This window comes from Devosia sp., from assembly GCF_039927955.1.
GTDB lineage: Bacteria > Pseudomonadota > Alphaproteobacteria > Rhizobiales > Devosiaceae > Devosia.
Genome location: NZ_JBDSUA010000072.1, coordinates 1 through 26,551, shown reverse-complemented (window position 1 = coordinate 26,551; position 26,551 = coordinate 1). Strand labels below are relative to the sequence as shown.

Genomic DNA, 26,551 nt, shown 5'->3' with positions numbered 1-26,551 from the left:
ATGTCGACGTTCGCGTGCGCCGCAGCCGATGTGAGGATCGCCTGATAGGCGGGGGGCAGGCTGTTCCACTTTTCCAGGTTGAACAGGAACGACAGGACCGGCCCGCCTTCCCAGAACCCGGGGTAGTAGTAGAAGGGCGCCACCTGGTTGAAGCCCAGCTTCTCGTCGTCGTACGGGCCGACCCATTCGGCCGCGTCGATCGTGCCCTTTTCCAGCGCTTGATAGATTTCGCCGCCGGGCAATTGCTGGGGAATGACGCCGAGCTTTTGCAGCACGGTGCCGGTAAAACCGCCGACGCGGAATTTGAGGCCTTCAAGGTCGGCGACGGTGTTGATTTCCTTGCGGAACCAGCCGCCCATCTGGGCTGCGGTATTGCCACAGGGAAAGCCGACAATGCCCTGCTTGGCGAAGAACGCGTTGGAGAGTTCCAGTCCGCCGCCATAATAGTACCAGGCACTCATGCCGCGGGCATTGAGCGAGAACGGCACCGAGGCGAACAGCGCCCAGGTGGGGTCCTTGCCCCAGAAATAGTACGAGACGGTATGGGCGATTTCGACGGTGCCGGCAGCGACGGCGTCGGCCACTTCCAGAGCCGGAACCAGCTCGCCAGCTGCGAAGACGTCGATGGTGAAATTGCCGTCCGTGGCTTCGGACAGGTATTTGGAAAGGGTTTCGGCGCCGCCATAAATGGTATCGAGGCCGGGCGGGAATGACGATGCCAGGCGCCAGCTCACCTTGGGCTGGGACTGGGCAATTGCGGGCGCGGTCAATGCAGTGGTGGCCACAACGCCAACACCTGCGGCGCCAGCCTTGGTGAAAAAGGAACGACGGTCCATCTCAACTCCTCCGGGTTTCGCCATCACCCTCCTGTGATGGCAGGGCCAACGGACCATGGCAAAACTGGCAAGTCCAGACCGGGGCAATGCGCGATCCATGGTGACAAGTGCCATAGAAATGCTATGTCGCTGGCCAGTCTGTTTGGGTGGGGATGGCGCATGTTCGTGGTGGGCGGGGAAAGTCTGATCGATCTGGTATCGGCGCCGCGTGCCGCCGATGGCTCGATCCATATGGTCGCCCATCAGGGCGGATCGCCCTATAATTGCGCCATCGCGCTGTCCAAGCTGGGCAATGATACGGGGTATCTGTGTCCGATCAGCAAGGACGGGTTTGGCTCGTATCTGCTGGAGCCGCTGGAGGAAGCGGGGGTCAAGCAGTTGCTGGGCGAGCGGGTGTTTGCGCCGACGACGCTGGCCGTGGTGACGCTGGATGCGGCGGGCAAGGCACAATATGAATTTTACCGCGGCGCCGAGCGGGCACTGGACACCGACAAGCTGGTGGCGGCGCTGCCGCAGGATTTGCAGTTGTACCAGATCGGCGGGTTCTGTCCGATTTTGCAGGAAGATGCTGACAAGTGGCAGGTCGTGGTGAAAGCGGCGATTGCCAAGGGCGCGACGATTTCGTTCGATCCCAATGTGCGCCCGTCGCTGGTCGATGATTTCGACGCCTACAAGGGTCGGTTGAGCGCGTTTCTCGACCTGGCGCATCTGATCAAGGTGTCCGAGGAAGATCTGGCGGCGCTCGATCCCGACAAGGCGATCAATGAGCATGCGGCTGATCTGTTGGCACGGCCCAATTGCGAACTGGTAGTCGTGACGCTGGGCGAGAATGGCTCGCTGGCCTTCACCCGCGATGGCGAAGCGCGGGCCGGGGTGTATTCGCCGCCGGTATTTGGCGACACGGTAGGCGCGGGCGACAGCCTGATGGCTGGGATTTTGACCACGCTGAACGAGCAGGGCGCCCTCAAGCCCGGCAAGCTCAGCGCATTGGGTGATATTGCACTGGCGCAGGTGTTGCGCTTTGGCGCGGTGGTGGCCGGGCTAAACTGTGGCCAGAAGGGCTGCAATCCGCCGACCCGGTCCGAAGTCGATGCGGTGCTGGCCAGGGATTGACTGACGATCTCGTCAATTGCCTCATGCTCATCGCTCTGAAATGATTGGCGTGTCGGGCAAGGGGTGACGAGATGCGGCGGTGGTGGATTGGTCTGGCGATTGTCCTGGTCGCAGGGCTGGGGACTGGTTGGTATTTTCTCAAGCCCGTTACCGGTCCGGCGCGCGACTCGACCTTGGTAGGTGACGTCGAGCGTGGCAATTATCTGATCAAGCTGGGCGGCTGTATCGCCTGCCATACCGATGTCAAAGGCGGCCGTTCGCCGCTATCGGGTGGTGCGGCGCTGGTGACGCCATTTGGCAGCTTCGTGCCGCCCAATATCACGTCGGACAAGGCTGCAGGTATTGGCGGTTGGACGCTGGCGATGTTCTCCGATGCCATGAGCAATGGCATGGGTCCGCAGGGGCATCTGTATCCGGCCTTCCCCTACGAGAATTATACGCTGATGAGCGATCAGGAGATCGCCGATCTCTATGCGGCGTTGCAGGCGACCGCGCCGGTGGCCGAGCCCGCTGCGTCAAGCCAGATTCCGTTCCCGTTCAATATCCGCCTCGCCATGGCGGGGTGGAAAAACCTGTTCTTCTCGCCACATCGGTTCCAGCCGGTGGCGGGCCAATCGACCGAGTATAATCGCGGGCTGTATCTGGCGACCGGGCCGGCGCACTGCGTGGCGTGCCATTCGCCGCGCAATGTTCTGGGTGCGCTGGACTGGAACAAGGCCTTTACCGGCAGCCCGGGCGGCACTGGTGGCAAAGCGCCGCCGATTACCAAAGCGGCGCTGATCGAGGCGGGTTATGACGCGGACGTGCTGGTGCAGACACTCAAGGATGGCTTTACGCCGGACTTTGACGTGCTGGGCGGGCCAATGGCCGAGGTGATCGCCGATGCCACGTCGCAGTGGAAGGACGAAGACCTCAAGGCGCTGGCGGCTTATCTGCTGGCGGAGTGAGCCTTTCCCATCAAGCCCCGGCGCGGATTTCCAGCGCTTCTTCGAGCGTCATGGTGGTGTGGTGTTCCCAATCGTGATCGGTCTGCGGGAAATCGGTGCGGAAATGGCCGCCCCGGCTTTCGGTGCGCTTGAGGGCCGCGGCGGCCACCAGTGTGGCTGAGGTGGTCATGTTGAGGTAGGCGCGGGTCACCTGCTGGGCATTGGCCTCGAGGTCGGCAATGGTGCGCAGGGCTCGCTTCAGACCATCGGCATTGCGTTCGACACCGACCAGATCGGTCATCACATGGCGCAGGTCCTGCACTGCCTTGAGGTTGCGGAGGACAGTTTCGGCGGCTTCGCCTTCGGCCTCGTTGTAGCCAATGCCCTTGAATGGAGCGAGGGCACGGACCGGCTCGAGCCCGCCGATGTCTTCGGCGATACGGGCGCCATAGACGGTGGCTTCGAGCAGGGAATTGGAGGCGAGGCGATTGGCGCCGTGCAGGCCAGTGCAGGAGGCCTCGCCGCAGACCCAGAGGCCGGGCAGGGACGAGCGGCCGCGTTCATCGACCTTGACGCCGCCCATGTGAAAATGGGCGGCAGGGGTCACTGGGATCGGGTCCTTGACCGGGTCGATGCCAGCCTCGAGGCAGTATTTCGAAACGGTCGGGAACCGGGTGAGGATGGTCTCGCCCAGCACTTGGCGCGTATCGAGAAAAACTTTGTGGCCGGCCTGGATCTGGCGGAAGTTGGCGCGAGCGACGATGTCGCGCGGGGCCAGTTCGGCATCGGCATGGATGGCGGGCATGAAGCGCTCGCCCAGTTCATTGATCAGGATCGCGCCTTCGCCGCGCAGGGCTTCGGTGGCGAGGGGGGCGGGATCGGCACCGGTGGCGATGGCGGTGGGGTGAAACTGCACGAATTCGGCATCGGCGATCAGCGCGCCGGCACGCGCGGCCATGCCCATGGCGTGGCCGCGCACGCCCGGGGGGTTGGTGGTGACGGCATAGAGCCCCCCAAGGCCACCGGCGGCAAGCACCGTGGCGCGGGCGCGGATGAACACTGGCTCGGCATAGCGATCACCAAGCTTGCGGCAGAAGACGCCAACGACCCGGCCATCCTCGCGGGCCAGGTCAACGGCGGTGATGCCTTCAACGACGCGGATCGATGGGGTGCGGCGCACTTCGGCGATGATGGCCTGCATGATGGCCCAGCCGGCGCGGTCGCCTTCGACCTTGACGATGCGGTTGGCCGAATGTGCCGCCTCGCGGCCCAATTCGAGATTGCCGAAATCGTCGCGATCGAACGGAGTACCCCAGCGGGCCAGATCTTCGATGCGGGCAGCAGCTTCGGCCGTAACCGATTCAGCGGTGCCGTGATCGACAATGCCGGCACCTGCCATTTCAGTATCGACCGCATGGGCATGGGAGCTATCACCTTTGCCAACCGCAGCGGCAACGCCGCCCTGGGCCCAGGCCGACGACGCGCCGAAGCCCAACGGCTTGGGTGAAAGTACGGTCACCGGGCGCGGCGCGAGCTTGAGGGCGCAGAACAGGCCAGCGAGGCCTGCACCAACCACGAGGGCGCCTTCGGCATAAAGGGTGTTGTCGAAAATCGTCATCGGCGGCCTCCTGGATTTAGGTATTTCTGCTGATGGTTTTTGTGCTTAGAGTAAAATCTGGTGGCACCAGTCAGCAGATTATTGTGGGCAGTTCAGACGAACATTCGGGTTTCGAAGACGTTGGTGCGCCGGTTGTACAGGCCCCGTCGCTAGAAACCTATACGGCGATCTATCAGCAGGTACTGGCCGCCTATGGCTATCGGTGCGCGCTGACCGGCGCACAATTCGAGAGCATTGATCGTGGGGTGCATCCATCCCTGCGGGTGGTGGCGATCTGGCCGCGTGAAGAGGGAGGTCCATTGCATATGGGCAACTATCTGCCTTTTTGCGGCGATGCGGCCAATGCGTTCCGGCTTGGCCACTTCATCATCGACGATGATTTCCAGGTTGTTGCCGATCTGGCGGTGATGGAGCCCGACCTGGCCAAACGCCTCCGCGCCCAGGGGCAACTGCTAGTGCCACTCGACCCGCCGTATCGGCCGGATCGAGCGCTGTTGGCTCATCACCGCACAGCGGTGCTGAGACGCTAGTCGCGCTTGCGGCTCATTTCGATCATGCGTTCCACAGCGGCGCGGGCGGCGGGGATGATGGCGGGATCGACGGTGACTTCCTCGGTATTGGTGTGCAGCGACCAGAGGATGTTTTCGAGGTTGATGCGCTTCATGTGCGGGCAGATATTGCAGCCGCGCAGGAAATCGACGCCAGTGGTTTCGCTGGCGACATTGTCCGACATCGAGCATTCGGTGACCATGACCACGCGGGCGGGGCGGGTGGTCTTGACCCAGTCGATCATGGCGGCAGTGGAGCCGGCGAAATCCACCGCGTCGATGACTTCGGGCGGACATTCAGGATGGGCAATGATCTTGGCCGTCGGATAGGCGTGGCGCAGTTCGGAAATGTCCTCGGCGGTGAAGGTTTCGTGGACCTCGCAGGAGCCGGCCCAGGTGATGATCTTCTTGTGGGTTTTCTTGGCGGTGTTCTTGGCCAGGAACTGGTCCGGGATCATGATGACGGTATCGCCATCGACGCGGTTGACGATATCGACGGCGTTGGACGAAGTGCAGCACACATCGGTGACGGCCTTCACCGCTGCCGAGGTGTTGACATAGGTCACTACCGGCACGCCCGGATACATTGCGCGCATGGCGATAACGTCCTCGGCGGTGATCGAGGAGGCCAGCGAGCAGCCGGCGCGGCTGTCGGGGATCAGCACGGTCTTTTGCGGATTGAGCAGCTTGGAGGTTTCGGCCATGAAGTGGACGCCGCACTGCACGATCACCGACTGGTGGACCCGCGTGGCTTCGATCGCCAGTTGCAGGCTATCGCCGACGATATCGGCGACGCCGTGATAGATCTGCGGGGTCTGGTAGTTGTGGGCCAGGATCACCGCGTCCTTTTCCTTCTTGAGCTGGTTGATCTGGAAGATCAGCGGCGCATAGAAGGGCCATTCGATTTCGGGAATCTTGTCCTTGACGCGTTCGAACACCTTTTCGGTGGAGCGCTGCACGGCCTTGGAAAAGCTCAGGTCATAGCTTTGGGCCAGGACCGCACGGGCCTCTTCCAGCGGGGTAAGGGCGTTGATCGTCTGTACCACAGGCAGGTCCTCCCAAGACGTGGCGGAACCTAGGGATTTTTTGCCGGCATTTCAATGAACTGCGTTGCAGGAATTTGCCTGACCTTCTAATCGTTCCTCAATACCCTTCCACAAAGGCGAGATTTCCGATGCCCCAAGACGCGCAAGCCATCCGCTCCATTTTGACCCTGGCCCCCGTAGTGCCGGTGATCATTCTTGATGATGTGAGCCAGGCGCGGCCCCTGGCCGAAGCGCTGGTGGCGGGTGGGCTGCCGATTCTGGAAGTGACGCTGCGTACCCCTAATGCGCTCAAAATCATGGAAGAAATGGCCAAGGTGACCGGCGCTGTCGTCGGCTCGGGCACAGTGCGGAACGCGCTGCACATGCAGCAGTCGGTGGATGCGGGGTGCCGGTTCATGGTGTCGCCCGGAATTTCACCGCGCATTCTCGACGCTGCCGACGATATCGGCATTCCATTGTTGCCGGGCATTGCCACGCCAAGCGAAGCGATGACCGCTGCCGAACGCGGCTACAGCTTCCTCAAATTCTTCCCCGCCGAAGCCAATGGCGGTGCTCCGGTGCTGAAGGCGTTTGCGTCGCCGCTGCCCGATATCACGTTCTGCCCGACCGGTGGGATCGATCCGGCCAAGGCCAAGGTCTATCTGAGCTTGTCCAACGTCATCTGCGTGGGCGGTTCGTGGGTGATGCCAGCGGATGCGCTGGCGTCTGGCGACTGGAAGCGGATTGAGGCGCTGGCGAGGGAAGCCTCGCAACTGCGGGGGTAACGCACTCTTCCTTCTCCCCTTGCGGGAGAAGGTGCCCGGAGGGCGGATGAGGGTCTCCTGCTTGCTTTGCGCAAGCGGTGAGAACCCCTCACCCTGAAATTCTGCTGAACGCAGAATTTCTGTCCCTCTCCCACAAGGGGCGAGGGAGGATCGGAGGTCGGCGTGGCGAAAAATTCTGTTCCCTCGGACGGTCTCACCCACCTTCGCGTTACCCTGAGCCAAACCGCCTATATCGGGCCGGGCCGGGCGGATCTGCTGGAACAGATTGGCGCCACCGGTTCGATCTCGGCGGCGGGCAAGGCGATGGGGATGAGCTACAAGCGCGCCTGGAGCCTGGTGCAGGCGCTCAATGATGGTTTCGGGGCGGCGCTGGTGGAAGCATCGCGCGGCGGCAGCGCGCAGGGCGGAGCGCATCTGACCGCGGCCGGCGAGGCCGTGCTGAAACATTACCGGGCGATGCAGGACAAGACCCGCGCGGCAATTGCCGAGGATGTGGCGGTGTTGCGATCACTGACAGGCGATATGTCTGCAGGGAAATAACGCTTGCCCTCGGTGTCCGGGTTTGCCAGAACGATGGGCTATTTTAAACGTATCGGGTGCTCTGATGAAACTTCTGGCTGCGCTGACGCTGGCGCTTTCCCTCGGAACTGCCGCCGCCTATGCGGACAGTGTCAATGTCGCGGTTGCTGCCAATTTCACTGCCGCTGCCGAAAAACTGGCCGAGGCGTTCAAGGCCGAAACCGGCGACGAACTGGTGCTAAGCTTTGGCGCGTCCGGCGCGCTCTATACCCAGGTCACCCAGGGCGCTCCGTTCGACGTGTTCCTGTCGGCCGATGATACTCATCCGAAAAAGGCTATCGACGACGGCCTTGGCGTTGCCGGCACCAATTTCACGTACGCTGTCGGTTCGCTGGTGCTCTACTCAACCACGCTGGACGTCAGCGTCGGCGAAGCGGCGCTTAACCTGCCGTTCAACAAGCTGGCAATTGGTAACCCAGAGTCCGCGCCGTACGGCATCGCAGCGGTCGAGGCCCTAAAGACGCTGGGCAAGTATGACGCCATTTTGCCAAAGCTCGTGATTGGCGAGAATATCTCGCAGACCTTGCAGTTTGTTGATAGCGGCAATGCGGAACTGGGCTTTGTCGCCGCCAGCCAGGTGATCGGCAAGGGCAGCCAGTGGCTGGTTCCGACCGAAGACCATGAGCCGATCCTGCAGGACGCCGTGTTGCTCAAGACTGGCGCAGCCAAGCCAGCGGCGGCGAAGTTCCTAGAGTATCTGAAAAGCGATGCCGCTGTGGCGATCATCACCTCAGCCGGGTACACTGTGCCGGCAAAGTAAGGGCCAAGCCGGTGGGTGTCATTGCCTGAAACCAGTCATATCTCGCCGGATCATGTCTGCGGAGGCGGGAATTCATTGTTCGGACGCCAGCCCAAAGGATGGATTCCCGCTTTCGCGGGAATGACAGCGTTGGCAGGTTGCCTGGCCGGTGAGCCAAGATGACCCTCGCCACCCTCTGGCCTCCCATAGCCCTGACCCTGTCGCTGGCTGGGATCACAACGCTGATTCTGCTGGTTGTTGGCACCCCGATTGGCTGGTGGTTGGCGCGCGGCCGTTGGGTGGGCAAAGATGCTATTTCTGCCATCGTTGCCTTGCCTCTGGTGCTGCCGCCAACGGTGCTTGGATTTTATCTCTTGCTCGTTTTGGGGCCGTTTGGTCCCGGAGGCTGGCTGGCCGGAATGTGGGGTGGTCGAACCCTGGCATTTTCGTTTCCGGGGCTAGTCATCGGCTCGGTGTTCTACTCGCTGCCATTCATGGTGCATCCGTTGCGCGGGGCCTTTGAATCCATTGCAGAGGAGGAACTTGAGGTCGCCTCGACTTTGGGTGCAAGCAATCGGCAAAGATTTTTCCGGGTCGCAGTGCCTCTGGCTCGATCAGGCTTCATCAATGGTGCGGTCTTTACCTTTGCTCACACGATCGGGGAGTTTGGGGTGGTTTTGATGCTGGGTGGGAACATTCCAGGCCAGACCAAAGTCCTTTCGATCGCCATCTACGATTATGTCGAGCGGCTCGAATGGGGCCACGCGCACATTCTTGCGCTTGGAATGGTTCTGTTTTCCTTCTTGGCAATTACTACCATGATGATCGTTGATAGAAGGCTGCGCCTTGTCCGAATCTGAGGTCGATTGCGCCAACGTCGTGCAGTCCCTACATTCGCGCTTACGGGCGATGAGGGAGAATCATCATGGAATTTTTGCGCGATATGGGCATCGACGGTCTGGGTGCGACGCTGATCGGCCTTGGTGTGCTGGCCATTCTGGTGTTGTTCGCCGGGGCCAAGACCGTGCCGCAGGGCTATAATTTCACCATCGAGCGCTTTGGCAAATATACCCGTACCCTCAAGCCGGGCCTCAACCTGATCGTGCCCTTCATCGATGCCATCGGCAAAAAGATCAACGTGATGGAGCAGGTGCTCGACGTTCCCCACCAGGAAGTCATTACCCGCGACAATGCTTCGATCACCGCCAATGGCGTGACCTTTTATCAAATCCTTGATGCCGCAGCGGCGGCCTATGAAGTGTCGGACCTGCAGAACGCCATCCTGAACCTGACCATGACCAATATCCGTACGGTGATGGGCTCGATGGATCTGGACGAGCTATTGTCCAATCGCGACGAGATCAATCATCGCCTGCTCAAGGTGGTGGATACCGCCGTATCGCCATGGGGCGTCAAGATTACCCGTATCGAAATCAAGGACATCGATCCGCCCAAGGATCTGGTGGAATCGATGGGCCGGCAGATGAAGGCCGAGCGCGAAAAGCGCGCCGCCATTCTTGAGGCCGAAGGCCGTCGCCAGAGCGCCATCCTGCAGGCCGAAGGCGCCAAGCAGGCGCAGGTGCTCGAAGCCGAAGGCCGCAAGGAAGCGGCGTTTCGCGATGCCGAGGCGCGCGAACGCTCGGCGGAAGCCGAGGCCAAGGCCACCACCATGGTGTCGGAAGCCATCGCCAGCGGTTCGGTGCAGGCGATCAACTATTTTGTCGCCAATAATTACATCAAGGCGCTGGAGGCGATAGCGACTTCGCCCAACCAGAAGATCCTGATGCTGCCGCTGGAAGCTGCCAGCGTCATCGGTTCGATCGGCGGCATCGCCGAGATTGCGCGCGAAACCTTTGGCGGCAATTCGCCCAGCGTGCCGCGTTCGAGCAGCCGCCCGCCGACCACCGGCCAATAAGCGAGAACTGGAATGCAACTTGTCGCGCTGATTGCCTCCTACGGTGCCTGGTCGTGGATCGTGGCCGGCATCGTGCTGCTTGGCCTCGAACTGGTGGCGCCTGGCGGGTTCCTGCTCTGGCTGGGAATTTCGGGGATTGCGACCGGCATCGTCGGCTTCATCCATCCACTCGACTGGCCGTGGCAGTGGCTGCTGTTCGGCGTGCTCGGACTGGTGAGTATCGCGCTGTGGGTGCGGTTCAATCGAGGCCGCGGCCAGGTCAGTGATAGACCCTATCTCAACCGCCGAGCCGACCGCTTTATCGGGCATGAGGCGATGCTGGAACAGGCCATTGTCGATGGCTTCGGCCGGGTGGCGCTGGGCGACACGGTGTGGCGCGTTGCCGGGCCAGATCTGCCCATTGGCGCACGCGTGCGCATTGTCGGGGCCGATGGCGCCGTATTGAAGGTGGAAGCGGCCTGAACTGGGTCAGCTAAGTCCTTCACAACCGGCCTCTGGCAAGGTTTCGTTAACTATATGCTGTAACGATGCGTTTAGAATTCGCGCGAGGCATAAGTTGCTTTGCCGAGAGGTGCATCGCGTCCTGTAACGGGCGCTCACGGCGCGAAAATCGCGGCCGATGGAGCAAATAGTGTCCCGGCGGCTGACCCAGTACAAAGCGCGGTTTTATCCGGTGCTGATTGGCGCGATGGCCCTGTCAGGCATGGCGGTTGCCGGCCCGGTCAAGGCAGTGGGCGATGGTTCGGGCACCGATAATCAGCGGCTGCTGCCCGGGCAGTATCCGGCGGCCTATGATCCGCTGACGCCCGAAGCGCAATTGCGCGAACCCTATACGCCGTTTTTTGAAGTGGGCTGGTCGGTGGCGCTGCGCGGCGCCTTCCGGCACGACAAGGACGGCGAGCATTACGACGCGATCATTGCGCCCAGCGTATCGTTGACTCATACCGGCACCCGCTCCAGCATCGGCTTTACCGGCAGCGCCGAAGTGCAGCAGCCGGTGGGCGGCGAAATCAATATCAACGCGCTGCGGCTCGGCCTGGGCGCGGGCTATGAACTGGACCCGGACACGACGCTGACCGGCAATGCCAGCTTTGCGCTGACCACGCCGCCGCGCGGTACGCCGGGGCAGGCTGCGACCATCGCGCTGGCGCCGACCACGATCAGCGGCGGTGGTGATCTCGGAGTGACCCGCAAGTTCGGCAAGTTCAATGTCAGCCTCACCGGCAGCGTGGCGCGGACGCTGTACGGCACGACCACGATGACCGATGGCAGCGTGCTCGACAACAGCGACCAGAACTTCTGGGCGCTGGACAGCGGGTTGCGCGTTGGCTTTCAGGCGACGCCGATTTTTGAGGTATTCGGACAGGCCGGGCTCGGTCGCGATATTTTCGACAAGCCGTCCTCGGTGCTGCTGGTCAAAACCGATGCAACGCAGGCGCAAATCCAGGGCGGGATCAAGGGGCAGTGGTCATCGGTGCTATCAGCGCAGGCGTCGGTTGGGCTGGGTCTGCGCCGGTTCGACGAGACCAGCCTCGGCCAGGTCAACAGCACCTTGTATAACGCCAGCGTCACCTTCGCACCGGACGAAACCTGGAAGGCGACCGGCGGATTTTCGACCACCGTCACCCCACCGGGTCCACTGGGCAGCGGCACGACCCGGATCGAATATGCGGCGACCGCCGAGATCGACCACCTGATCAATTCATGGCTGGCAGTGCGCGGCCAGGGTGCCTGGCGTTCGGCCAGGTTCGACGGCTCCACCGACACCGAAACCGGTTATGGTTATGGGGTCGGCGCCGACTATATCCTGACCAAGCATACCTCGTTCAGCGCCGACTATGCGTTTGAGCATGCCGACACCACCGCAACCGGCCCCGAAGACAGCCACCGGGTGACCTTGGGGATTACGGTCAAGCGCTGACTAGTGGTTGATGTCGATCTTGAGCTTCTTGAGTTCTTCAAGGAAGCCGTCGCGGATGTCATCGCGGTCGAGCGCGAAGGCAACGTTGGCGGTGAGGAAGCCGATCTTGGAGCCGCAATCGAAGACGCGGCCTTCATACTTGACGCCCGAGAATTTCTGCGACTTCAGCAGTGTCTGCATGGCATCAGTGATCTGGATTTCGCCGCCGGCGCCGCGCACGCCCTCGGCGAGCAGAGAGAAGATTTCCGGCTGGATAATGTAGCGGCCCGAGATCATCAGATTGGACGGCGCATCGGCGGGCTTGGGTTTTTCCACCATCGTGGTGATGGCAAAACCACTGTCCGGGCCTTCGCCGCGTCCGACGATGCCATAGGACGATACTTCGGCCGGGTTGACCTCTTCCACGGCGATGACGTTGCCGCCCAGAACCTCATAGGCTTCCATCATCTGCTTGAGCACGCCCGGCTTGTTCTTGAAGATCATGTCGGGCAGCAGCAGGGCGAAGGGCTGGTCGCCGACCAGTTCGCGGGCGCACCACACGGCGTGGCCAAGCCCGAGCGGCTCCTGCTGGCGGGTGAAGCTGGTGCGGCCGGCCGAGGGAAGGTCCTTGCGCAGCTCTTCGAGCGCCTGGGTCTTGCCGCGCAATTCCAGCGTGGTTTCGAGTTCGAACTGGCGATCGAAATGGTCTTCGATAACGGACTTGTTGCGCCCGGTGACGAAGACGAAATGCTCGATGCCGGCTTCACGGGCTTCATCCACCGCGTACTGGATCAACGGACGGTCCACGACCGTCAGCATTTCCTTGGGCATCGCCTTGGTGGCGGGCAAAAACCGCGTTCCGAGGCCAGCAACGGGAAATACGGCGGTCCTTACGCGTTTATGCACCAATCTACTCCGCAAACTTGGTTGTTCTGTAAAACTATCTCAACATCTGCCAAATAAATTCGGCCCTGGATAGCGTTTCTTTGACTGGGGTTAATAGGCATGACTGTGTTGGTAACGGGCGGGGCTGGCTATATCGGTAGCCATATGGTGCTGAGGCTGTGTGACGCAGGCGAGACAGTGGTCGTGCTGGACAATCTGGTCACCGGATTTGACTGGGCGATCGATGCGCGAGCCAGCTTCGTTCAGGGCGCGGCCAATGACAAGGCGCTGGTTGCAGAGCTGATATCCACGCACGGCATAACTGAAATCATTCATTTCGCCGGCTCCATCGTGGTGCCGGAATCGGTCAGCGATCCGCTCAAGTATTATGCCAATAATACCGCCGCTTCGCGCGACCTGATCGAGGCCGCAGTGAAGGGTGGGGTCAAGCATTTCATCTTCTCCTCCACCGCTGCCGTGTACGGCATGACCGGGCTGGCGCCGGTGATCGAGGAAACCCCGCTCAGCCCGATGTCGCCCTATGGCCGCTCCAAGCTGATGACCGAATGGATGCTGGCCGACGTGGCGGCAGCCCATCCATTGACCTTTGGCGTGCTGCGCTATTTCAACGTGGCCGGCGCCGACCCCAAGAAGCGCTCAGGACAATCGACGCCGTTTGCCACGCACCTGATCAAGGTGGCGGCGCAAACTGCGTTGGGCCAACGCCAGAAGATGGATATTTTCGGCACGGACTACGAGACGCCGGACGGCACCTGTGTCCGCGATTATATCCACGTCACCGACCTGATCGAGGCCCATGCGCTGTTGCTGGGGCATTTGCGCGCTGGCGGCGCGAGCCAGACGCTGAATTGCGCCTATGGGCAGGGCTATTCGGTGCGGCAGGTGATCGATACGGTCAAAGCCGTTTCGGGGGTCGATTTCCGCGTCGATGAGGGCCCGCGCCGTCCCGGCGATCCGGCTTCGGTGACGGCGACAGGCGAGAAGGTCCGCCGGGTGCTGGGCTGGAAGCCGCAGCATGACGACCTTACCGAAATCGTCGAATCCGCCTATGCGTGGGAAAGGTACCTGCTGACACGCAACAGCTGAAGCAACGCACCGCCGGAATTTTGGCAGCCTCATGGTGAGCCTCTCGAAGGACGAGGTCCGCTGAGGCGCTCCGTGATCGCAAATGCGGCATTGTAAGTGGGATAAAATCATGCGGCTGAAGCTGGCTTTCCTGCTTATTCTATTGTTGTCGTCGCCCGCCTTTGCCCAACCCATCGAGAGCTTTGACGCCTTCATCGGCCATTTCGAGCGGCAGGCGCTGGCCGCCGGGGTGACCGAGCAGACCTATGATGCGGCGATGCTGGGGTTGACGGCTGATCCCAAGACGCCGGCTTTGGTCAGTGGCCAGCCCGAGTTCACCACCCCGATGTGGGACTATATCGACGGCCGGGTCACCGCAGGGCGGATCAGCCGGGGCAAGGCGGCGATCGGGCGTAGCCAGGCGCTGTTTGCGGCTGCCGGGCAGGCCTATGGGGTCGATCCCTATATCCTGGGCGCCATCTGGGGCATGGAAACCGATTATGGCGCGGTGCTGGATAATCCGGCCCTGATCCGGCCCATCGTGCGTTCGCTGGCGACACTGGTGCATGAGCGTCGTTCGCGGCTCAAGGAAGACGAGATCGACCTGATCGCGGCGCTGCTGCTGGTGCAGCGCGGGCCGCTGGATGCCCAGCACCTGGTCGGTTCCTGGGCGGGCGCCATCGGCCACCTTCAGGTCAACCCGTCCAATGTCATTGCCCACGGCACCGACGGGGACGGCGACGGCGTGATCGACCTGCATCATTCCCTGCCGGACGCGCTGGCAACGAGCGCCAGGTTTCTGCTGGCTCTTGGGTACCAGCCGGGTCTGGACTGGGGCTTCGAGGTCGCGTTGCCTTCCGGGTTCGATTACCTGCTGGCCGACCGCGAGCAATTGAAGCCGATCTCGTTTTTTTCCGATCGCGGGGTGACTCGGGTCAAGGGACGGGCGTTTGCCGATGGCAGCGTGCCGGTGTTCCTGTATCTGCCGGCCGGCAAGGACGGGCCAAAATTCCTGATGACGAAAAACTATCTGGTGCTCAAAGGCTACAATTTTTCCGACAGCTACGCCATGTCGGTTGCCCATATGGCGGATCGGCTGAAGGGTGGCGGGGATTTTGTCACCGACTGGCCCCGGGCCACCAAGTTTCCCAATCTGGCGCAGCGCAAGGCAATCCAGCAGGCGCTGATCACGCTGGGGCTGTATCAGGGCGTGGTTGATGGGCGGATCGGTCCGGTCAGCCAGCAGGCCTATGCAAAATTCCAGGCGTCGCGCGGCGAAGTGGCCGACGGGTTCATCAACCGCGCCGCCTATGAGGAACTGAGCGCTGCCACGCAATAACTTTGCTGCAATCGCCTTGGTCTTGCCACCGGGTTTGGGCTAGACAGGGAAAAGCCTTATCGAGATGCCATGTTCCGCGCCCTGATCATCGCCGTGTTGTGCTGCCTTGTCGTTGCCGACATTGCGCCCGCGTTTGCGCAGGAACAGACCGAGGCCGCCCCCAAGAAACGCCGCACGCTGTTTGACCTGCTGTTTGGCGACGAGCCGGCAGCAGTCCCCGCTGCGACGCCGGCGCCGCAGACACCACGCGCTGCGACGCCGAAACTGCCGCCGGCCAAGCCTGAGGTGGCCAAGGCGCCTGGCGCAACGCGGCTGGCAGTGTTCGGGGATTCGATGGCGGTGGATCTGGCCAAGGCTTTGACGCGCTACTATGCCGAGGATCCCAATCTGGTGGTGATCGGGCAGGGGGTTGGCGATTCAGGCTTCGTGCGCACCGATTTTTTCGACTGGGACAAGACCATTGCCGAGCAGATTGCGGCCAATAATTTCGATCTGGCCGTGGTGATGATCGGGGTCAATGACCGGCAGGAAATCAAGGCCGACGGCCAGAGTTATAAGTCGCTGACCGAGCCGTGGACCAATATCTACCAGCAGCGCTTGACCGGCTTCCTCAACCAGTTCCGCGCTGCGCGCAAGCCCGTGATCTGGGTTGGGCTGCCGCCGATGAGCAAGACCGAGTACTCGGCGGCGATCAACCAGATCAGCAGTATTCAGCGGTTGGCGAGCTTTTCGGGCGGGGCGGATTTCCTTGATATCTACGAGCGGTTTCTGGGCGAGGACGGCAAATATTCCTCCTATGGCCCGGATGTGAACGGCCAGAATGTGCGGATGCGCAAGGATGATGGCATCCATTTTTCGACCGCCGGGTCGGATAAGCTGGCGTTTTACCTCAGCCAGAACATCCAGAATTTTTATCGTGGCGGCACGGTAAGCGTCGATATTGCCGATCCGCTGCTGGGCACCGATGCGGCGGCGATGGTGCGGTTGCCGTATCAGGGACTTGGACAGACGCGACTGCTGGAGGTGGCCGGCGCCGTGGTGCCGCTGGGGCGGACGCCGACGCGGGCTGGCGATCTGGTGACGGCGAGCAGAGTGCCGGCGCCGGCGCCGTTTACGCTGGAGCAGTTGATGACCGCCCCGGTTGGCCGGGTGGATGCGTTTGGGGTCGGTGTTGATCCGACGGCGCCCGAGGATGCAGTACAGCCGCCTTGAAATTGTGTTTTTCCCTCTCCCACAAGGGGAGAGGGAGTGCGATGGCCTATGTCGGCAGGTCCGTCTTGCCCATCAGGTCCAGGTCGATAGCGCGAGCGGCCTGGCGGCCTTCGCGGATGGCCCAGACGACGAGGGACTGGCCGCGGCGCATGTCGCCGGCGGCGTAAACCTTGTCCACCGTGGTGCGGTAGCTGAAGGTGTCGGCAAACAGGTTGCCGCGGGCGTCGAGCTTGGCGCCGAGCTGTTCGAGCATGCCTTCGTGGATCGGGTGGGCGAAGCCGATGGCCATCAGTACCAGGTCGGCCTTGATAATAAACTCAGTTCCGGCAATGGGTTGGCGCTTGCGGTCGACGCGGGCGCATTCAACGCCGGTGACGTGACCCTTGGCGTTGCCGACGATCTTCATGGTGCCGGCAGCGAACTCGCGAATGGCGCCTTCGGCCTGGCTGGACGAGGTGCGCATCTTGACCGCCCAGTTGGGCCAGTTGGTCAGCTTGTTTTCCAGTTCCGGTGGCTGGGCGCGCACGTCAAGCTGCGTCACGGCGATGGCGCCCTGGCGGAAAGACGTGCCAACACAGTCACTTGCGGTATCGCCGCCACCGACGACGACGACGTGCTTGCCCGCCGCGATCAGCTGCTGTTCGCCCGACACGTCTTCGTCACCGAGGCGGCGGTTCTGCTGCACCAGGAACGGCATGGCGTAATGCACGCCGGCAAAATGGGTGCCTTCGGCATCGACGGAACGCGGATGTTCGGAGCCGCCGGAGAGTAGCACTGCGTCATGCTTCTGCTGCAAATCTGATAGCGGACGGGTAACGCCGACATTCTCATTATAGTGGAAAGTGACACCTTCCGCGCTCATCTGCTCGACGCGGAAGTCGATATGGTCTTTTTCCATCTTGAAGTCGGGAATGCCATAGCGCATCAGCCCGCCAGCCTTGGGCTCGCGTTCATAGACATGCACATCATGGCCGGCGCGGGCCAGTTGCTGGGCGGCGGCCATGCCTGCGGGGCCGGAGCCGACGATGGCGACGGACTTGCCGGTCTTGAATGCGGGCAGTTGCGGCTTGATCCAGCCATTGCGGATGGCGCGATCGGCGATCGCCTGTTCGACGGTCTTGATGGCGACCGGGCTATCTTCCAAATTCAGGGTGCAGGCTTCCTCGCAGGGGGCGGGGCAGATGCGGCCGGTGAACTCGGGGAAGTTGTTGGTCGAGTGCAGATTGCGTGCGGCTTCTTCCCAGTCGCCGTTGAACACCAGATCGTTCCAGTCGGGGATCTGGTTGTTGACCGGGCAGCCGGTATCGCCGTGGCAGAACGGGATGCCGCAATCCATGCAGCGCGCTGCCTGATCAACGATGCGGCCTTCGCTCATCGGAATGGTGAATTCGCCGAAGTGGCGAATACGATCCGAAGCCGGCTCATAGCGGGGCTCTTCACGCTCGATCTCGAGGAAACCTGTAACCTTGCCCATGTCGTGCCCCTAATGCTCTGCCGTGAAGGCAGGTAGTCCGAGTTCATGTTCGCAGACGGCAATCCAGCGCAACAGCGCGGGCCGCCCAGACAAATCGAAGCCGCCCTGCGGCGCCTGGCGGGTATAGGCCAGCAGCGCAATGTCGGCGATGGTCAGGCTGGTGCCGACCAGAAAATTCTGGCCGGTCAGGGCCTGTTCGAGCCGGTCAAGCGCCTTATTGGCGCGGGCGACCAGAGCGGGATCGAGGTCCTCGGGGCGCTGCTTGTCATAGACCACGCGTGCCCGGGCCACGGCAACCGTGGGTTCGTGGCTATACTGTTCCCAGAACAGCCACTCGTCCACCTTGGCCGCGTCATAGCGGTCAGCCGGAATGAAGCGCGTGCCCTGCGCCAGATAGCGCAGGATGGCGTTGGACTGGGCCAGCGGACGGCCATCATCGAGGACGACGACCGGCATCTGCCCGGCCGGGTTGAGCGCGAGAAACTCCGGCGACGCGGTGCCGCCCGAGCGGGCGAGCACTTCGTGCCAGACATAGGGCGTGCCGGTGGCGTCGGCGATATACTTGACCTTGAGGCAGTTGCCCGACCCGAGGTCGCCGTAGATTTGCAGCATCACACTGAGCTCAACGACGTGCGAGCCTTGGGATCATTACGCTCGATTTCGAGCAAACCTATTGCCTTACCCATTGGCTTGCCCTTCGTGCAGCGCCGCGCCATTGCAGGCGGTCGAAAGTCCTAATTTCGCAGTCGCGTTGGACGAGAAGACGAACCCCTCCCCGTCCCCCATTCTGAATTCGTTCTGGTAACCATCCTCGGTATCGATGAGGTCCGTTACCGCCTGTATGGTCCCGGCGTTCATAGACTGCGTCTCCATCAAATAGCGACGCGCGCCCTTTTGCAGATGTGATGCCGGGAACTCGACGTCCTTGTTGGCAGACGGCCCGCTGTGGAATGTCTTCAAGCTGACGGTTACCTGAGTATTGTAATCAACGTCCCGTTCAATCATCCGCCAACTCGCCAACAAACGCCTTGGTTCGCCTTTGGCGCAGACAACGTAAAGCGCAGCCGGATCCATATTCCAGCCCAACAGAACAGCGCTCTCGTCTGGCGCGAGCGCTTCGTTGACGTTGAATACTTCCAACGATGCCGTTGTCCAGTCGTAGGCCAAAAATGCCACCATCGCCAACAAAACCAATAACAATGCAATCGAGGCGACCTGGTTCATCTATTCCGCTGCCGCCATGGCGCCGCGTTTCTTTTCCATTTCGCGGATGGCGCGGCGGTATTCGACCGGCATCACCTTGACGAATTTGGGGCGCATTTCGATCCAGTGATCGAGAATGAACTTGGCGCGGGTGGAGCCGGTATAGTGCAGGTGGTTGGAGATGAGCTGATGCAGGCGCTCATCGTCATGGCGGGTCATGTCGCCGGAAATGTCGACACGGCCATGCCATTCCAGATCGCCACCATGGTGGTGGAGCTTCTGCATCAGGTTTTCTTCTTCGGGCACCGGTTCGAGGTCAACCATGGCAAGGTTGCAGCGGCTGCGGAAGTTCTCGTCTTCGTCCAGCACATAGGCGACGCCGCCGGACATGCCGGCAGCGAAGTTGCGCCCGGTCTGGCCGATGACGACGACGACGCCGCCGGTCATATATTCGCAGCCATGATCGCCGGTGCCTTCAACCACGGCGATGGCGCCGGAGTTGCGCACGGCAAAGCGTTCGCCGGCCACGCCACGGAAGTAACATTCGCCCGCGATGGCGCCATAGAGCACGGTGTTGCCGACGATGATCGACTTCTCCGGCACGATGATGGCCTTGTCGGACGGACGCACGACGATGCGGCCACCCGACAGTCCCTTGCCGACATAGTCGTTGGCATCGCCCACCAGGTCGATGGAAATGCCCCGCGCCAGGAACGCCCCGAAGCTCTGGCCGGCAGTGCCGGTCAGCTTGATCGAGATGGTGTCTTCCAGCAGGCCCTCATGACCATACTTGCGGGCGACGGCGCCAGAGAGCATGGCGCCGGCTGAACGGTCACGCGAGCGGATCGGCAGCTCGATATGGACGGCGGTGCCGCTTTCGAGCGCTGGCTGGGCCAGATCGACGAGTTGGCGGTCCAGCACCGCCTCGAGGTGATGGTTCTGGTATTCGGAATGGAACAGCGTATCGCCACCAAGCGCTTCAGGCTTGTAGAACAGCTTGCTCAGATCGATGCCTTCGGACTTGTAGTGATCGGCCAGACGATGCTGGTCGAGCAGGTCGGCGCGACCGACCAGTTCGTTGACGGTGCGCGCACCCATTTCCGCCATCAGCCCACGCAGTTCGTCGGCGATGAAGAAGAAGTAGTTGATGACGTGCTCGGGCGTGCCCTTGAAGCGCTTGCGCAGCACCGGGTCCTGGGTGGCGACGCCAACCGGACAGGTGTTGAGATGGCACTTGCGCATCATGATGCAGCCCGCCGCGATCAATGGCGCGGTGGAGAAGCCGAATTCATCGGCACCCAGCAGAGCGCCGATCAACACATCACGGCCGGTCTTGAGACCGCCATCGACCTGCAGCACGACGCGGCTCCGCAGGCGATTCAGCACCAGGGTCTGGTGGGTTTCGGCGAGGCCGATTTCCCATGGACCGCCGGCATGCTTGAGCGAGGTCAGCGGGGAGGCACCCGTGCCGCCATCATAGCCGGAGACCGTGATGTGGTCGGCGCGGGCCTTGGCGACGCCAGCCGCAACCGTGCCGACGCCCACTTCGGACACCAGCTTGACCGAGATATCGGCCTTTTCGTTGACGTTCTTCAGATCGTAGATCAGCTGGGCCAGATCTTCGATCGAATAGATGTCGTGATGCGGCGGCGGGGAAATCAGGCCCACGCCGGGCGTCGAGTGACGGGTCTTGGCAACGATCCAGTCGACCTTGTGACCGGGCAATTGGCCGCCTTCGCCGGGCTTGGCGCCCTGCGCGACCTTGATCTGCAAGGCATCGGCATTGACCAGATATTCGGTGGTGACGCCAAAACGGCCGGAGGCAACCTGCTTGATGGCCGACCGCAGCGGGTTCTGGCTGCCATCGGGCAGGGGCTTGTAGCGATCGGGCTCTTCGCCGCCTTCGCCGGTGTTGGACTTGCCGCCAATGCGGTTCATCGCCACGGCCAGGGTGGTGTGCGCCTCACGCGAAATCGAGCCGAACGACATGGCGCCGGTGACGAAACGCTTGACGATATCGACCGCCGCCTCGACTTCATCGAGCGGTACGGCCGGGCCGAGCGGCTTGATTTCGAACAGGTTGCGGATCGCCAGATAGCCGTTTTCGCCGGTGTTTACCCGGTGGGCAAAGCTGTTGTAGCGGGCCTGGGCGTTTTCCGGGCTTTCGTCGTAGGAGCGCACGGCGTGCTGCAGGTCCGAGACCACATCGGGTGACCAGGCATGCTTTTCGCCGCGGATTCGGTACATGTACTCGCCGCCGATATCGAGCGCCTTGGCCAGCGTTGCGTCGTTGCCGAAGGCAGCGCGATGGCGGCGGACGGTTTCCTCGGCGACTTCGGCGAGGCCAACGCCTTCGATGGAGGTGGCGGTGCCAAAGAAGAAGCGCTTGACGAAGCCGGTCGACAGACCGACGGCGTCGAAAATCTGGGCGCCGCAATAGGACTGGTAGGTGGAAATGCCCATCTTGGACATGACCTTGAGCAGACCCTTACCCACCGACTTGATGTAGCGATAGACCACTTCATCGGCGGACACTTCGGCTGGGTATTCGCCTTCGGCATGCAGAGCGGCCAGCGTTTCGAAGGCCAGATAGGGGTTGATGGCTTCGGCGCCGTAGCCGGCCAGCATGGCGAAATGGTGCATTTCGCGGGCTTCGCCGGTTTCGATGACGAGGCCCGAGGAGGTGCGCAGACCCTTGCGGATCAGGTGATGATGCACGGCAGCGGTGGCCAACAGCGCCGGGATGGCGATGCGGTCCGATGCAACCAGGCGGTCGCTGAGCACGATGATGTTGAACTCGCCGCGCACGGCAGTTTCAGCATGCTCACAGATGGCGTTGATGGCCGCCTCCATGCCCACCGCGCCCATATCGGCGGGGTAGGTGATGTCGATGGTTTCGGTGCGGAACTGATTATCGGCCATATCCCCGATGGCGCGGATCTTTTCGAGATCCCCGTTGGTCAGGATCGGCTGACGCACTTCCAGGCGCTTCTGCTTGGAAACACCCACCAGATCGAACAGGTTTGGCCGTGGCCCGATGAAGGAGACCAGCGACATCACCGATTCCTCGCGGATCGGATCGATCGGCGGGTTAGTGACCTGGGCAAAGTTCTGCTTGAAATAGGTGTAGAGCAGCTTGGACTTTTCCGAGAGCGCCGAGATCGGCGTATCGGTGCCCATGGAGCCAACGGCTTCCTGGCCGGTGGTGGCCATGGGGGCCATCAGCAGCTTGATGTCTTCCTGGGTATAGCCAAAGGCCTGCATGCGATCGAGCAGCGATTCCGAGGTCTTGGCGGCGCGCGGATCGGTTTCGGGCAGGTCTTCGAGCACGATCTGGGTGCGGGCCAGCCATTCGGCATAGGGGTTCTTGGTGGCCAGCGTCTGCTTGATCTCGTCGTCGGAGATGATCCGGCCTTCTTCAAGGTCGATCAACAGCATGCGGCCCGGCTGCAGGCGCCAGCGCTCGACAATATCCTCGTCGGGAATGGTCAAGACGCCCGATTCCGAGGCCAGGACCACATGGCCTTCCTTGGTGACGAGATAACGGGCGGGGCGCAGACCGTTGCGGTCCAGCGTGGCCACGACATAGCGACCGTCGCTGAGCGACATGGCGGCGGGGCCGTCCCATGGCTCCATCAGGGCGGCGTGATATTCGTAAAACGCGCGGCGCGTTTCATCCATCAGCGGGTTGCCGGCCCAGGCGTCGGGGATCAGCATCATGGCCGCGTGGGGCAGCGAATAGCCGCCGCGCACGAGGAATTCGAGCGCGTTATCAAAGCAGGCGGTGTCGGACTGACCTTCATAGGAGATCGGCCAGATCTTGTTGATGTCGTCGCCGAACAGGGGCGAGCTGACCGAGGCCTGGCGGGCCGCCATCCAGTTGACGTTGCCACGGATGGTGTTGATTTCACCATTGTGGGTGGTCATGCGGTAAGGGTGCGCCAGCTTCCAGCTCGGGAAGGTGTTGGTCGAAAAACGCTGATGGACCAAGGCAATAGCGCTTTCGAAGCTCTCATCGCTGAGGTCCGGATAAAACGCCTTGAGCTGGGCGGCGAGGAACATGCCCTTGTACACGACGGTACGGGCCGACATCGACACGACGTAAAAGCCGTTGTCGCCATTGGATTCGGGCACCTGCGCGTAGACGGTGTTGGAGATCACCTTGCGCACGATCAGCAGCTTGCGCTCGAACTCGTCCAGCGCCATGCCATCGGGCCGAGCGATGAACAATTGTTCGATGAACGGCTGCGTGGCGATGACGCCGCGCGGCAGCGATGAATTGTTGGTGGGCACGACGCGGGTGCCGAGCAGGGTCAGGCCCTCGCCGGCAAAACAGCCTTCGACGGCGGCGGCGCAACGGTCGCGCATTGGCGCGTCGTTGGGATAAAAGATCATCGCAGCGGCATAGAAATGCTTGGCCGGCAGCTCGAAATCGACGGTCTTGGCGAAAAAGCCGTGCGGGGTCTGCACCAGAATGCCGGCGCCATCGCCCATCAGCGGATCGGCGCCGACAGCGCCGCGATGTTCCAGGTTCTCGAGGATTTCGAGGCCCTTTTCCACCACTTCATGGCTGGGTCTGTTCTTGATATTGGCAATCATGCCGATGCCGCAGGCGTCATGCTCGTTGGCGGGATCATAAAGACCCTGCGCTGCCGGGCGGCCGGTGGGGGCGGCTTTGGTTGCGGCATTGCTCAACGTGACAGAGGACAGGGGTCCGATCAGTTCGTGTGCCATGGCGCAAATCCTTTTGTTACGTGCCGATTGCTTCCGCCCCGGAAGCCTTGCCGGCTGATTTTTTGCTGTGTCGCGCTTTCGAACCGCAAAAGTGGTATCCACTTTTGCTGAAAACGCTCCTGTCTAGTTCGTGCGCACCTTCGCCTTGTTGCCGACTACCGGCCGGGCTGGATGCTTTTCAGTCCTTTCGCGGACAAGAAGCTATACCGGGTCGTACGCTGTACGCCTCGAAAGAGCAAACACGTCCAATCAGTGGGGAGTGGCTCTGCATCCAAATGGCCACTCATTCGGCTCGGTAGTTGCCCTTTGGTTGATGCCGGCCTGCAAGCCGGTTTGTTCTGCGCTTCCGGTGCTCACGTACAAAGTACGCTCCGCTCCGGTTCTCGAACAAACCGCCTTTCGGCTCGGCCTGAAGCAAAGTTCGGCCTACCTCTTTCTGCCACGCCTCCCGTTTCCGTCCACGTCAGGACGGTCCAGCCGGTTCGGCGCTCGACGTTTTACCGGGGAGACCGGGGCGTCGGTTCGATAAGGACAACATTGCTGCCCTATCGCGTTCACATTTGCATAATTCCAAACTCGGAGCAAGCGGCCAAGGTCACTTTTCCGCCAGCAGAATAGGAAATGTCCAATTTTGTGTAGGAAAGAGTAGGCGTTGGCACGTTTGCGCGCGCACTTTGGCGGCGTCTGGACGCCTGCGGCAACAAAAAAGGCGCGAAAATCGCGCCTTTCCTATTCTCGGGCTGGAATCAGCTATTCCAGATGGGATTTGATGAACCAGAGGTCCTTGTCCAATTCGCGCGAAAACGCAGTCAGGATATCGGCCGCGTCGGCATCGCCGGCTTCGTTGGTGGCGTCGATATCCTGGCGCACCTGATTGCCCAGCGCCGCATAGCGTTCGGCCAGGGCGGCCAGATGATCGCTGACCTTGCGGATATCGGTGGGGTAGGGCGCAAGTTTAGTGGCCTTGGCCACGATCTGGCTGGTGCCCAGGGCGATGCCGTCGAGCTGGGCGACGCGTTCGGCGATGATATCGGCATGATCATCGATGGCGGCACGCATTGGATCGAGCATTTCGTGTACGCCGATGAAGTTCGGTCCTTTGAGGTTCCAGTGCGCCTGCTTGGTGAGCAGCGCCAGATCGATGGCGTCGGCCAGCCGGGCGTTGAGAATGTCGATGACGGCAGCTTTCGAATTGGACTTGAGCTGGACGGAGGGGGTTTTCATGACGCTGTTCCTTGACGGTTCAGGAGGGAAATGACTGGCGCGTTGCTGCGGTTCCGCCGGAACGCAAAGAGGGCGCAACCCTTGCGGATTGCGCCCTTGTCGTCAGGCTGGTCGGTTAGTTGACCGACTTGTCTTCGATGGTGTTGCTGGCGCCATTGATGGCGATCTGGCGCGGCTTCTTGCTTTCGGGCACTTCGCGCTTCAGTTCGAGGTGCAGCAAGCCGTTTTCCAGGGTGGCGCCGGTGACTTCGACATAATCGGCCAGCTGGAAGCGCAGCTCGAAAGCGCGCTCGGCAATGCCGCGATGCAGGAATTCACGGGCCTTGTCGCCTTCAGGACCCTTGGCACCCTTGACGGTCAGGTTGTTTTCCCTGGTCTCGATGGCGATGTCGCCATTGGAGAAGCCGGCCACTGCAATCGAGATGCGATAGGCGTCTTCGGCCACGCGCTCGATATTGTAGGGAGGGTAGGTTTTGGCTTCCTGGCCCGAAACGCTGTCGAGCCGCGAGAACAGCCGGTCAAAGCCGACGGTGGAACGATAGAAGGGGGAAAAATCGATGGTCTGCATAGTCACATTCTCCTGTGAGCAACGTGGATGAACGGTGCGCCGCGCAGTGCCCCCAACATTAGGCAGGCAACTGATGATGTGGCGTCCGACCCCCGGAATTCCGGCGGGTGACAGATATTTAGGGTGTGGATTTGGGGGTTCAAGGGGTTCGTTCTTGCTTCTCCCCTTGCGGGAGAAGGTGGCGCGCAGCGACGGATGAGGGGGCTCTTGGTTGTGGTGTATGCGGCGGCAACCCCTCACCCTGAAATTCTGCTGAACGCAGAATTTCTGTCCCTCTCTCTCAAGGGGCGAGGGTAGGAAGTAAGAAAGGGCAAGATGAACCGAAACTGAACGGGCTGGTCCACATCAGTTCAGGTTGTGGGGGCTAAACCAGTTTTCATGTGCACGACACCAGCGGCCCGCCCCGGCCGGATGCACTGAACCCGCGGTTCCGTCACCCGCCCCCCGCACGGGCCGCATCAATGAAAACCGGTATCTCGCCAGAGATGCCGGTTTTCTTTTTGGCATATCGATATTGAGCTGAGGTCGGCCTGCAAATGGTGGTTTGCTGCGCTTCCGGTGCTCACGTACTCAAGGTACGCTGCGCCATAGCCCTTCGAGCGTAGCTCTACGGGCGTTCTTCGCGGAAAAGGTCCACTGGACCTTTTCTAAGAGTCTCATCACTCTAGCGAACCATCATTTTCGACTCGCCCTCAGCTCAATCTCGACATGCCAACGATCGTGCCCCATAGCGTGGTGTAACTGAGGCAGGGCCTCCACGCATTTCCGGCTTGGCCGGGATGATCAGCGTGCGGGAACTGCCGGCAAGCTGATGAGCGGATCATCGCGCATTTGTCCGATGG

General features: G+C 61.6%; 23 protein-coding genes. 13 read left to right on the top strand and 10 right to left on the bottom strand.

Annotation, left to right across the window (positions count from 1 at the left end; genetic code table 11):
- Positions 1 to 836: TRAP transporter substrate-binding protein (locus ABIT12_RS17115; RefSeq protein ID WP_348044071.1), on the bottom strand; the 836-nt coding region annotated here is incomplete at its 3' end.
- 123 nt (positions 837 to 959) lie between these two features.
- On the opposite strand from ABIT12_RS17115, the gene ABIT12_RS17110 reads away from it, so the two are divergent.
- Together ABIT12_RS17110 and ABIT12_RS17105 are read left to right on the top strand one after the other, a co-directional pair.
- Positions 960 to 1,949: a carbohydrate kinase gene (locus ABIT12_RS17110; protein ID WP_348044069.1), complete on the top strand. Its 990-nt coding sequence runs from the start codon at positions 960 to 962 to the stop codon at positions 1,947 to 1,949.
- A 71-nt stretch (positions 1,950 to 2,020) separates the two neighbouring features.
- Positions 2,021 to 2,896, top strand: coding sequence for a cytochrome c (locus ABIT12_RS17105; RefSeq protein WP_348044067.1), 876 nt, complete (start codon positions 2,021 to 2,023; stop codon positions 2,894 to 2,896).
- A 10-nt stretch (positions 2,897 to 2,906) separates the two neighbouring features.
- Here ABIT12_RS17105 and ABIT12_RS17100 read toward each other — a convergent pair whose 3' ends face one another.
- Entirely contained in the window at positions 2,907 to 4,493 is a 1,587-nt protein-coding gene (locus tag ABIT12_RS17100; protein WP_348044065.1) for an L-aspartate oxidase, read from the bottom strand.
- 83 nt (positions 4,494 to 4,576) lie between these two features.
- Here ABIT12_RS17100 and ABIT12_RS17095 point away from each other — a divergent pair, with 83 nt between their 5' ends.
- Complete coding sequence (locus tag ABIT12_RS17095; protein ID WP_348044063.1) at positions 4,577 to 5,023, top strand: hypothetical protein; 447 nt, start codon at positions 4,577 to 4,579, stop codon at positions 5,021 to 5,023.
- On the opposite strand, the gene nadA is transcribed toward ABIT12_RS17095, so the two are convergent.
- On the bottom strand, positions 5,020 to 6,087 hold the full coding sequence (nadA, locus tag ABIT12_RS17090; protein WP_348044061.1) for a quinolinate synthase NadA: 1,068 nt from the start codon (positions 6,085 to 6,087) through the stop codon (positions 5,020 to 5,022). The two genes, ABIT12_RS17095 and nadA, sit on opposite strands and share 4 nt — an antisense overlap.
- A 128-nt stretch (positions 6,088 to 6,215) precedes the next feature.
- Here nadA and eda point away from each other — a divergent pair, with 128 nt between their 5' ends.
- The 7 genes from eda (at position 6,216) to ABIT12_RS17055 (ending at position 12,005) form a co-directional block, all read left to right on the top strand.
- Positions 6,216 to 6,851 carry a bifunctional 4-hydroxy-2-oxoglutarate aldolase/2-dehydro-3-deoxy-phosphogluconate aldolase gene (gene eda / locus ABIT12_RS17085; RefSeq protein WP_348044059.1) on the top strand — a complete coding sequence of 212 codons (636 nt, stop codon included), beginning with the start codon at positions 6,216 to 6,218 and terminating at the stop codon, positions 6,849 to 6,851.
- A gap of 162 nt (positions 6,852 to 7,013) precedes the next feature.
- On the top strand, positions 7,014 to 7,391 hold the full coding sequence (locus ABIT12_RS17080; protein WP_348044057.1) for a winged helix-turn-helix domain-containing protein: 378 nt from the start codon (positions 7,014 to 7,016) through the stop codon (positions 7,389 to 7,391).
- 64 nt (positions 7,392 to 7,455) lie between these two features.
- Positions 7,456 to 8,190: a molybdate ABC transporter substrate-binding protein gene (modA, locus tag ABIT12_RS17075; RefSeq protein ID WP_348044055.1), complete on the top strand. Its 735-nt coding sequence runs from the start codon at positions 7,456 to 7,458 to the stop codon at positions 8,188 to 8,190.
- A gap of 158 nt (positions 8,191 to 8,348) precedes the next feature.
- Positions 8,349 to 9,029 carry a molybdate ABC transporter permease subunit gene (gene modB, locus ABIT12_RS17070; RefSeq protein WP_348044053.1) on the top strand — a complete coding sequence of 227 codons (681 nt, stop codon included), beginning with the start codon at positions 8,349 to 8,351 and terminating at the stop codon, positions 9,027 to 9,029.
- 89 nt (positions 9,030 to 9,118) lie between these two features.
- Positions 9,119 to 10,084: an SPFH domain-containing protein gene (locus tag ABIT12_RS17065; protein ID WP_407065641.1), complete on the top strand. Its 966-nt coding sequence runs from the start codon at positions 9,119 to 9,121 to the stop codon at positions 10,082 to 10,084.
- A 12-nt stretch (positions 10,085 to 10,096) separates the two neighbouring features.
- The gene (locus tag ABIT12_RS17060; RefSeq protein WP_348044049.1) at positions 10,097 to 10,546 is read left to right on the top strand and encodes an NfeD family protein; all 450 of its coding nucleotides are present in this window, start codon (positions 10,097 to 10,099) and stop codon (positions 10,544 to 10,546) included.
- A 169-nt stretch (positions 10,547 to 10,715) separates the two neighbouring features.
- Positions 10,716 to 12,005 carry an outer membrane beta-barrel protein gene (locus tag ABIT12_RS17055; RefSeq protein ID WP_348044047.1) on the top strand — a complete coding sequence of 430 codons (1,290 nt, stop codon included), beginning with the start codon at positions 10,716 to 10,718 and terminating at the stop codon, positions 12,003 to 12,005.
- On the opposite strand, the gene galU is transcribed toward ABIT12_RS17055, so the two are convergent.
- On the bottom strand, positions 12,006 to 12,890 hold the full coding sequence (gene galU / locus ABIT12_RS17050; protein WP_348044045.1) for a UTP--glucose-1-phosphate uridylyltransferase GalU: 885 nt from the start codon (positions 12,888 to 12,890) through the stop codon (positions 12,006 to 12,008).
- Between the two features lie 99 nt (positions 12,891 to 12,989).
- Between galU and galE the strand changes: the two genes are divergently transcribed.
- The 3 genes from galE (at position 12,990) to ABIT12_RS17035 (ending at position 16,506) form a co-directional block, all read left to right on the top strand.
- Positions 12,990 to 13,976 carry a UDP-glucose 4-epimerase GalE gene (gene galE / locus ABIT12_RS17045; protein WP_348044040.1) on the top strand — a complete coding sequence of 329 codons (987 nt, stop codon included), beginning with the start codon at positions 12,990 to 12,992 and terminating at the stop codon, positions 13,974 to 13,976.
- Between the two features lie 109 nt (positions 13,977 to 14,085).
- On the top strand, positions 14,086 to 15,294 hold the full coding sequence (locus ABIT12_RS17040) for a lytic murein transglycosylase (protein WP_348044038.1): 1,209 nt from the start codon (positions 14,086 to 14,088) through the stop codon (positions 15,292 to 15,294).
- A gap of 69 nt (positions 15,295 to 15,363) precedes the next feature.
- Entirely contained in the window at positions 15,364 to 16,506 is a 1,143-nt protein-coding gene (locus ABIT12_RS17035; protein ID WP_348044036.1) for a DUF459 domain-containing protein, read from the top strand.
- Between the two features lie 46 nt (positions 16,507 to 16,552).
- Here the strand turns inward: ABIT12_RS17035 and ABIT12_RS17030 are convergent, their stop codons facing one another.
- The 6 genes from ABIT12_RS17030 to ABIT12_RS17005 all read right to left on the bottom strand — a co-directional run bounded on the left by ABIT12_RS17030 (position 16,553) and on the right by ABIT12_RS17005 (position 25,709).
- Entirely contained in the window at positions 16,553 to 17,980 is a 1,428-nt protein-coding gene (locus ABIT12_RS17030) for a glutamate synthase subunit beta (protein ID WP_348044034.1), read from the bottom strand.
- Between the two features lie 9 nt (positions 17,981 to 17,989).
- Positions 17,990 to 18,589 (bottom strand): glutathione S-transferase family protein, encoded by a 600-nt coding sequence (locus ABIT12_RS17025; RefSeq protein WP_348044073.1) that lies wholly within the window; start codon positions 18,587 to 18,589, stop codon positions 17,990 to 17,992.
- 69 nt (positions 18,590 to 18,658) lie between these two features.
- Positions 18,659 to 19,204: a hypothetical protein gene (locus tag ABIT12_RS17020; protein WP_348044032.1), complete on the bottom strand. Its 546-nt coding sequence runs from the start codon at positions 19,202 to 19,204 to the stop codon at positions 18,659 to 18,661.
- Complete coding sequence (gene gltB, locus ABIT12_RS17015; protein ID WP_348044030.1) at positions 19,205 to 23,917, bottom strand: glutamate synthase large subunit; 4,713 nt, start codon at positions 23,915 to 23,917, stop codon at positions 19,205 to 19,207.
- Positions 23,918 to 24,667: 750 nt separating this feature from the next.
- A complete protein-coding gene (dps, locus tag ABIT12_RS17010) occupies positions 24,668 to 25,141 on the bottom strand; it encodes a DNA starvation/stationary phase protection protein Dps (RefSeq protein WP_348044028.1) in 474 nt (157 codons plus the stop codon).
- A gap of 115 nt (positions 25,142 to 25,256) precedes the next feature.
- Positions 25,257 to 25,709 (bottom strand): Hsp20 family protein, encoded by a 453-nt coding sequence (locus ABIT12_RS17005; RefSeq protein WP_348044026.1) that lies wholly within the window; start codon positions 25,707 to 25,709, stop codon positions 25,257 to 25,259.
- Positions 25,710 to 26,551 lie beyond the last annotated feature (842 nt).

What these genes read in the sequence shown, in the direction of transcription:
- ABIT12_RS17110 (WP_348044069.1), top strand. Translation starts at nt 960, where the DNA reads ATGTCGCTGGCCAGTCTGTTTGGGTGGGGATGGCGCATGTTCGTGGTG.
- ABIT12_RS17105 (WP_348044067.1), top strand. Translation starts at nt 2,021, where the DNA reads ATGCGGCGGTGGTGGATTGGTCTGGCGATTGTCCTGGTCGCAGGGCTG.
- ABIT12_RS17100 (WP_348044065.1), bottom strand. Translation starts at nt 4,493, where the DNA reads ATGACGATTTTCGACAACACCCTTTATGCCGAAGGCGCCCTCGTGGTT.
- eda (WP_348044059.1), top strand. Translation starts at nt 6,216, where the DNA reads ATGCCCCAAGACGCGCAAGCCATCCGCTCCATTTTGACCCTGGCCCCC.
- modA (WP_348044055.1), top strand. Translation starts at nt 7,456, where the DNA reads ATGAAACTTCTGGCTGCGCTGACGCTGGCGCTTTCCCTCGGAACTGCC.
- modB (WP_348044053.1), top strand. Translation starts at nt 8,349, where the DNA reads ATGACCCTCGCCACCCTCTGGCCTCCCATAGCCCTGACCCTGTCGCTG.
- ABIT12_RS17060 (WP_348044049.1), top strand. Translation starts at nt 10,097, where the DNA reads ATGCAACTTGTCGCGCTGATTGCCTCCTACGGTGCCTGGTCGTGGATC.
- galE (WP_348044040.1), top strand. Translation starts at nt 12,990, where the DNA reads ATGACTGTGTTGGTAACGGGCGGGGCTGGCTATATCGGTAGCCATATG.
- ABIT12_RS17040 (WP_348044038.1), top strand. Translation starts at nt 14,086, where the DNA reads ATGCGGCTGAAGCTGGCTTTCCTGCTTATTCTATTGTTGTCGTCGCCC.
- ABIT12_RS17035 (WP_348044036.1), top strand. Translation starts at nt 15,364, where the DNA reads ATGTTCCGCGCCCTGATCATCGCCGTGTTGTGCTGCCTTGTCGTTGCC.
- ABIT12_RS17030 (WP_348044034.1), bottom strand. Translation starts at nt 17,980, where the DNA reads ATGGGCAAGGTTACAGGTTTCCTCGAGATCGAGCGTGAAGAGCCCCGC.
- ABIT12_RS17020 (WP_348044032.1), bottom strand. Translation starts at nt 19,204, where the DNA reads ATGAACCAGGTCGCCTCGATTGCATTGTTATTGGTTTTGTTGGCGATG.
- gltB (WP_348044030.1), bottom strand. Translation starts at nt 23,917, where the DNA reads ATGGCACACGAACTGATCGGACCCCTGTCCTCTGTCACGTTGAGCAAT.
- dps (WP_348044028.1), bottom strand. Translation starts at nt 25,141, where the DNA reads ATGAAAACCCCCTCCGTCCAGCTCAAGTCCAATTCGAAAGCTGCCGTC.
- ABIT12_RS17005 (WP_348044026.1), bottom strand. Translation starts at nt 25,709, where the DNA reads ATGCAGACCATCGATTTTTCCCCCTTCTATCGTTCCACCGTCGGCTTT.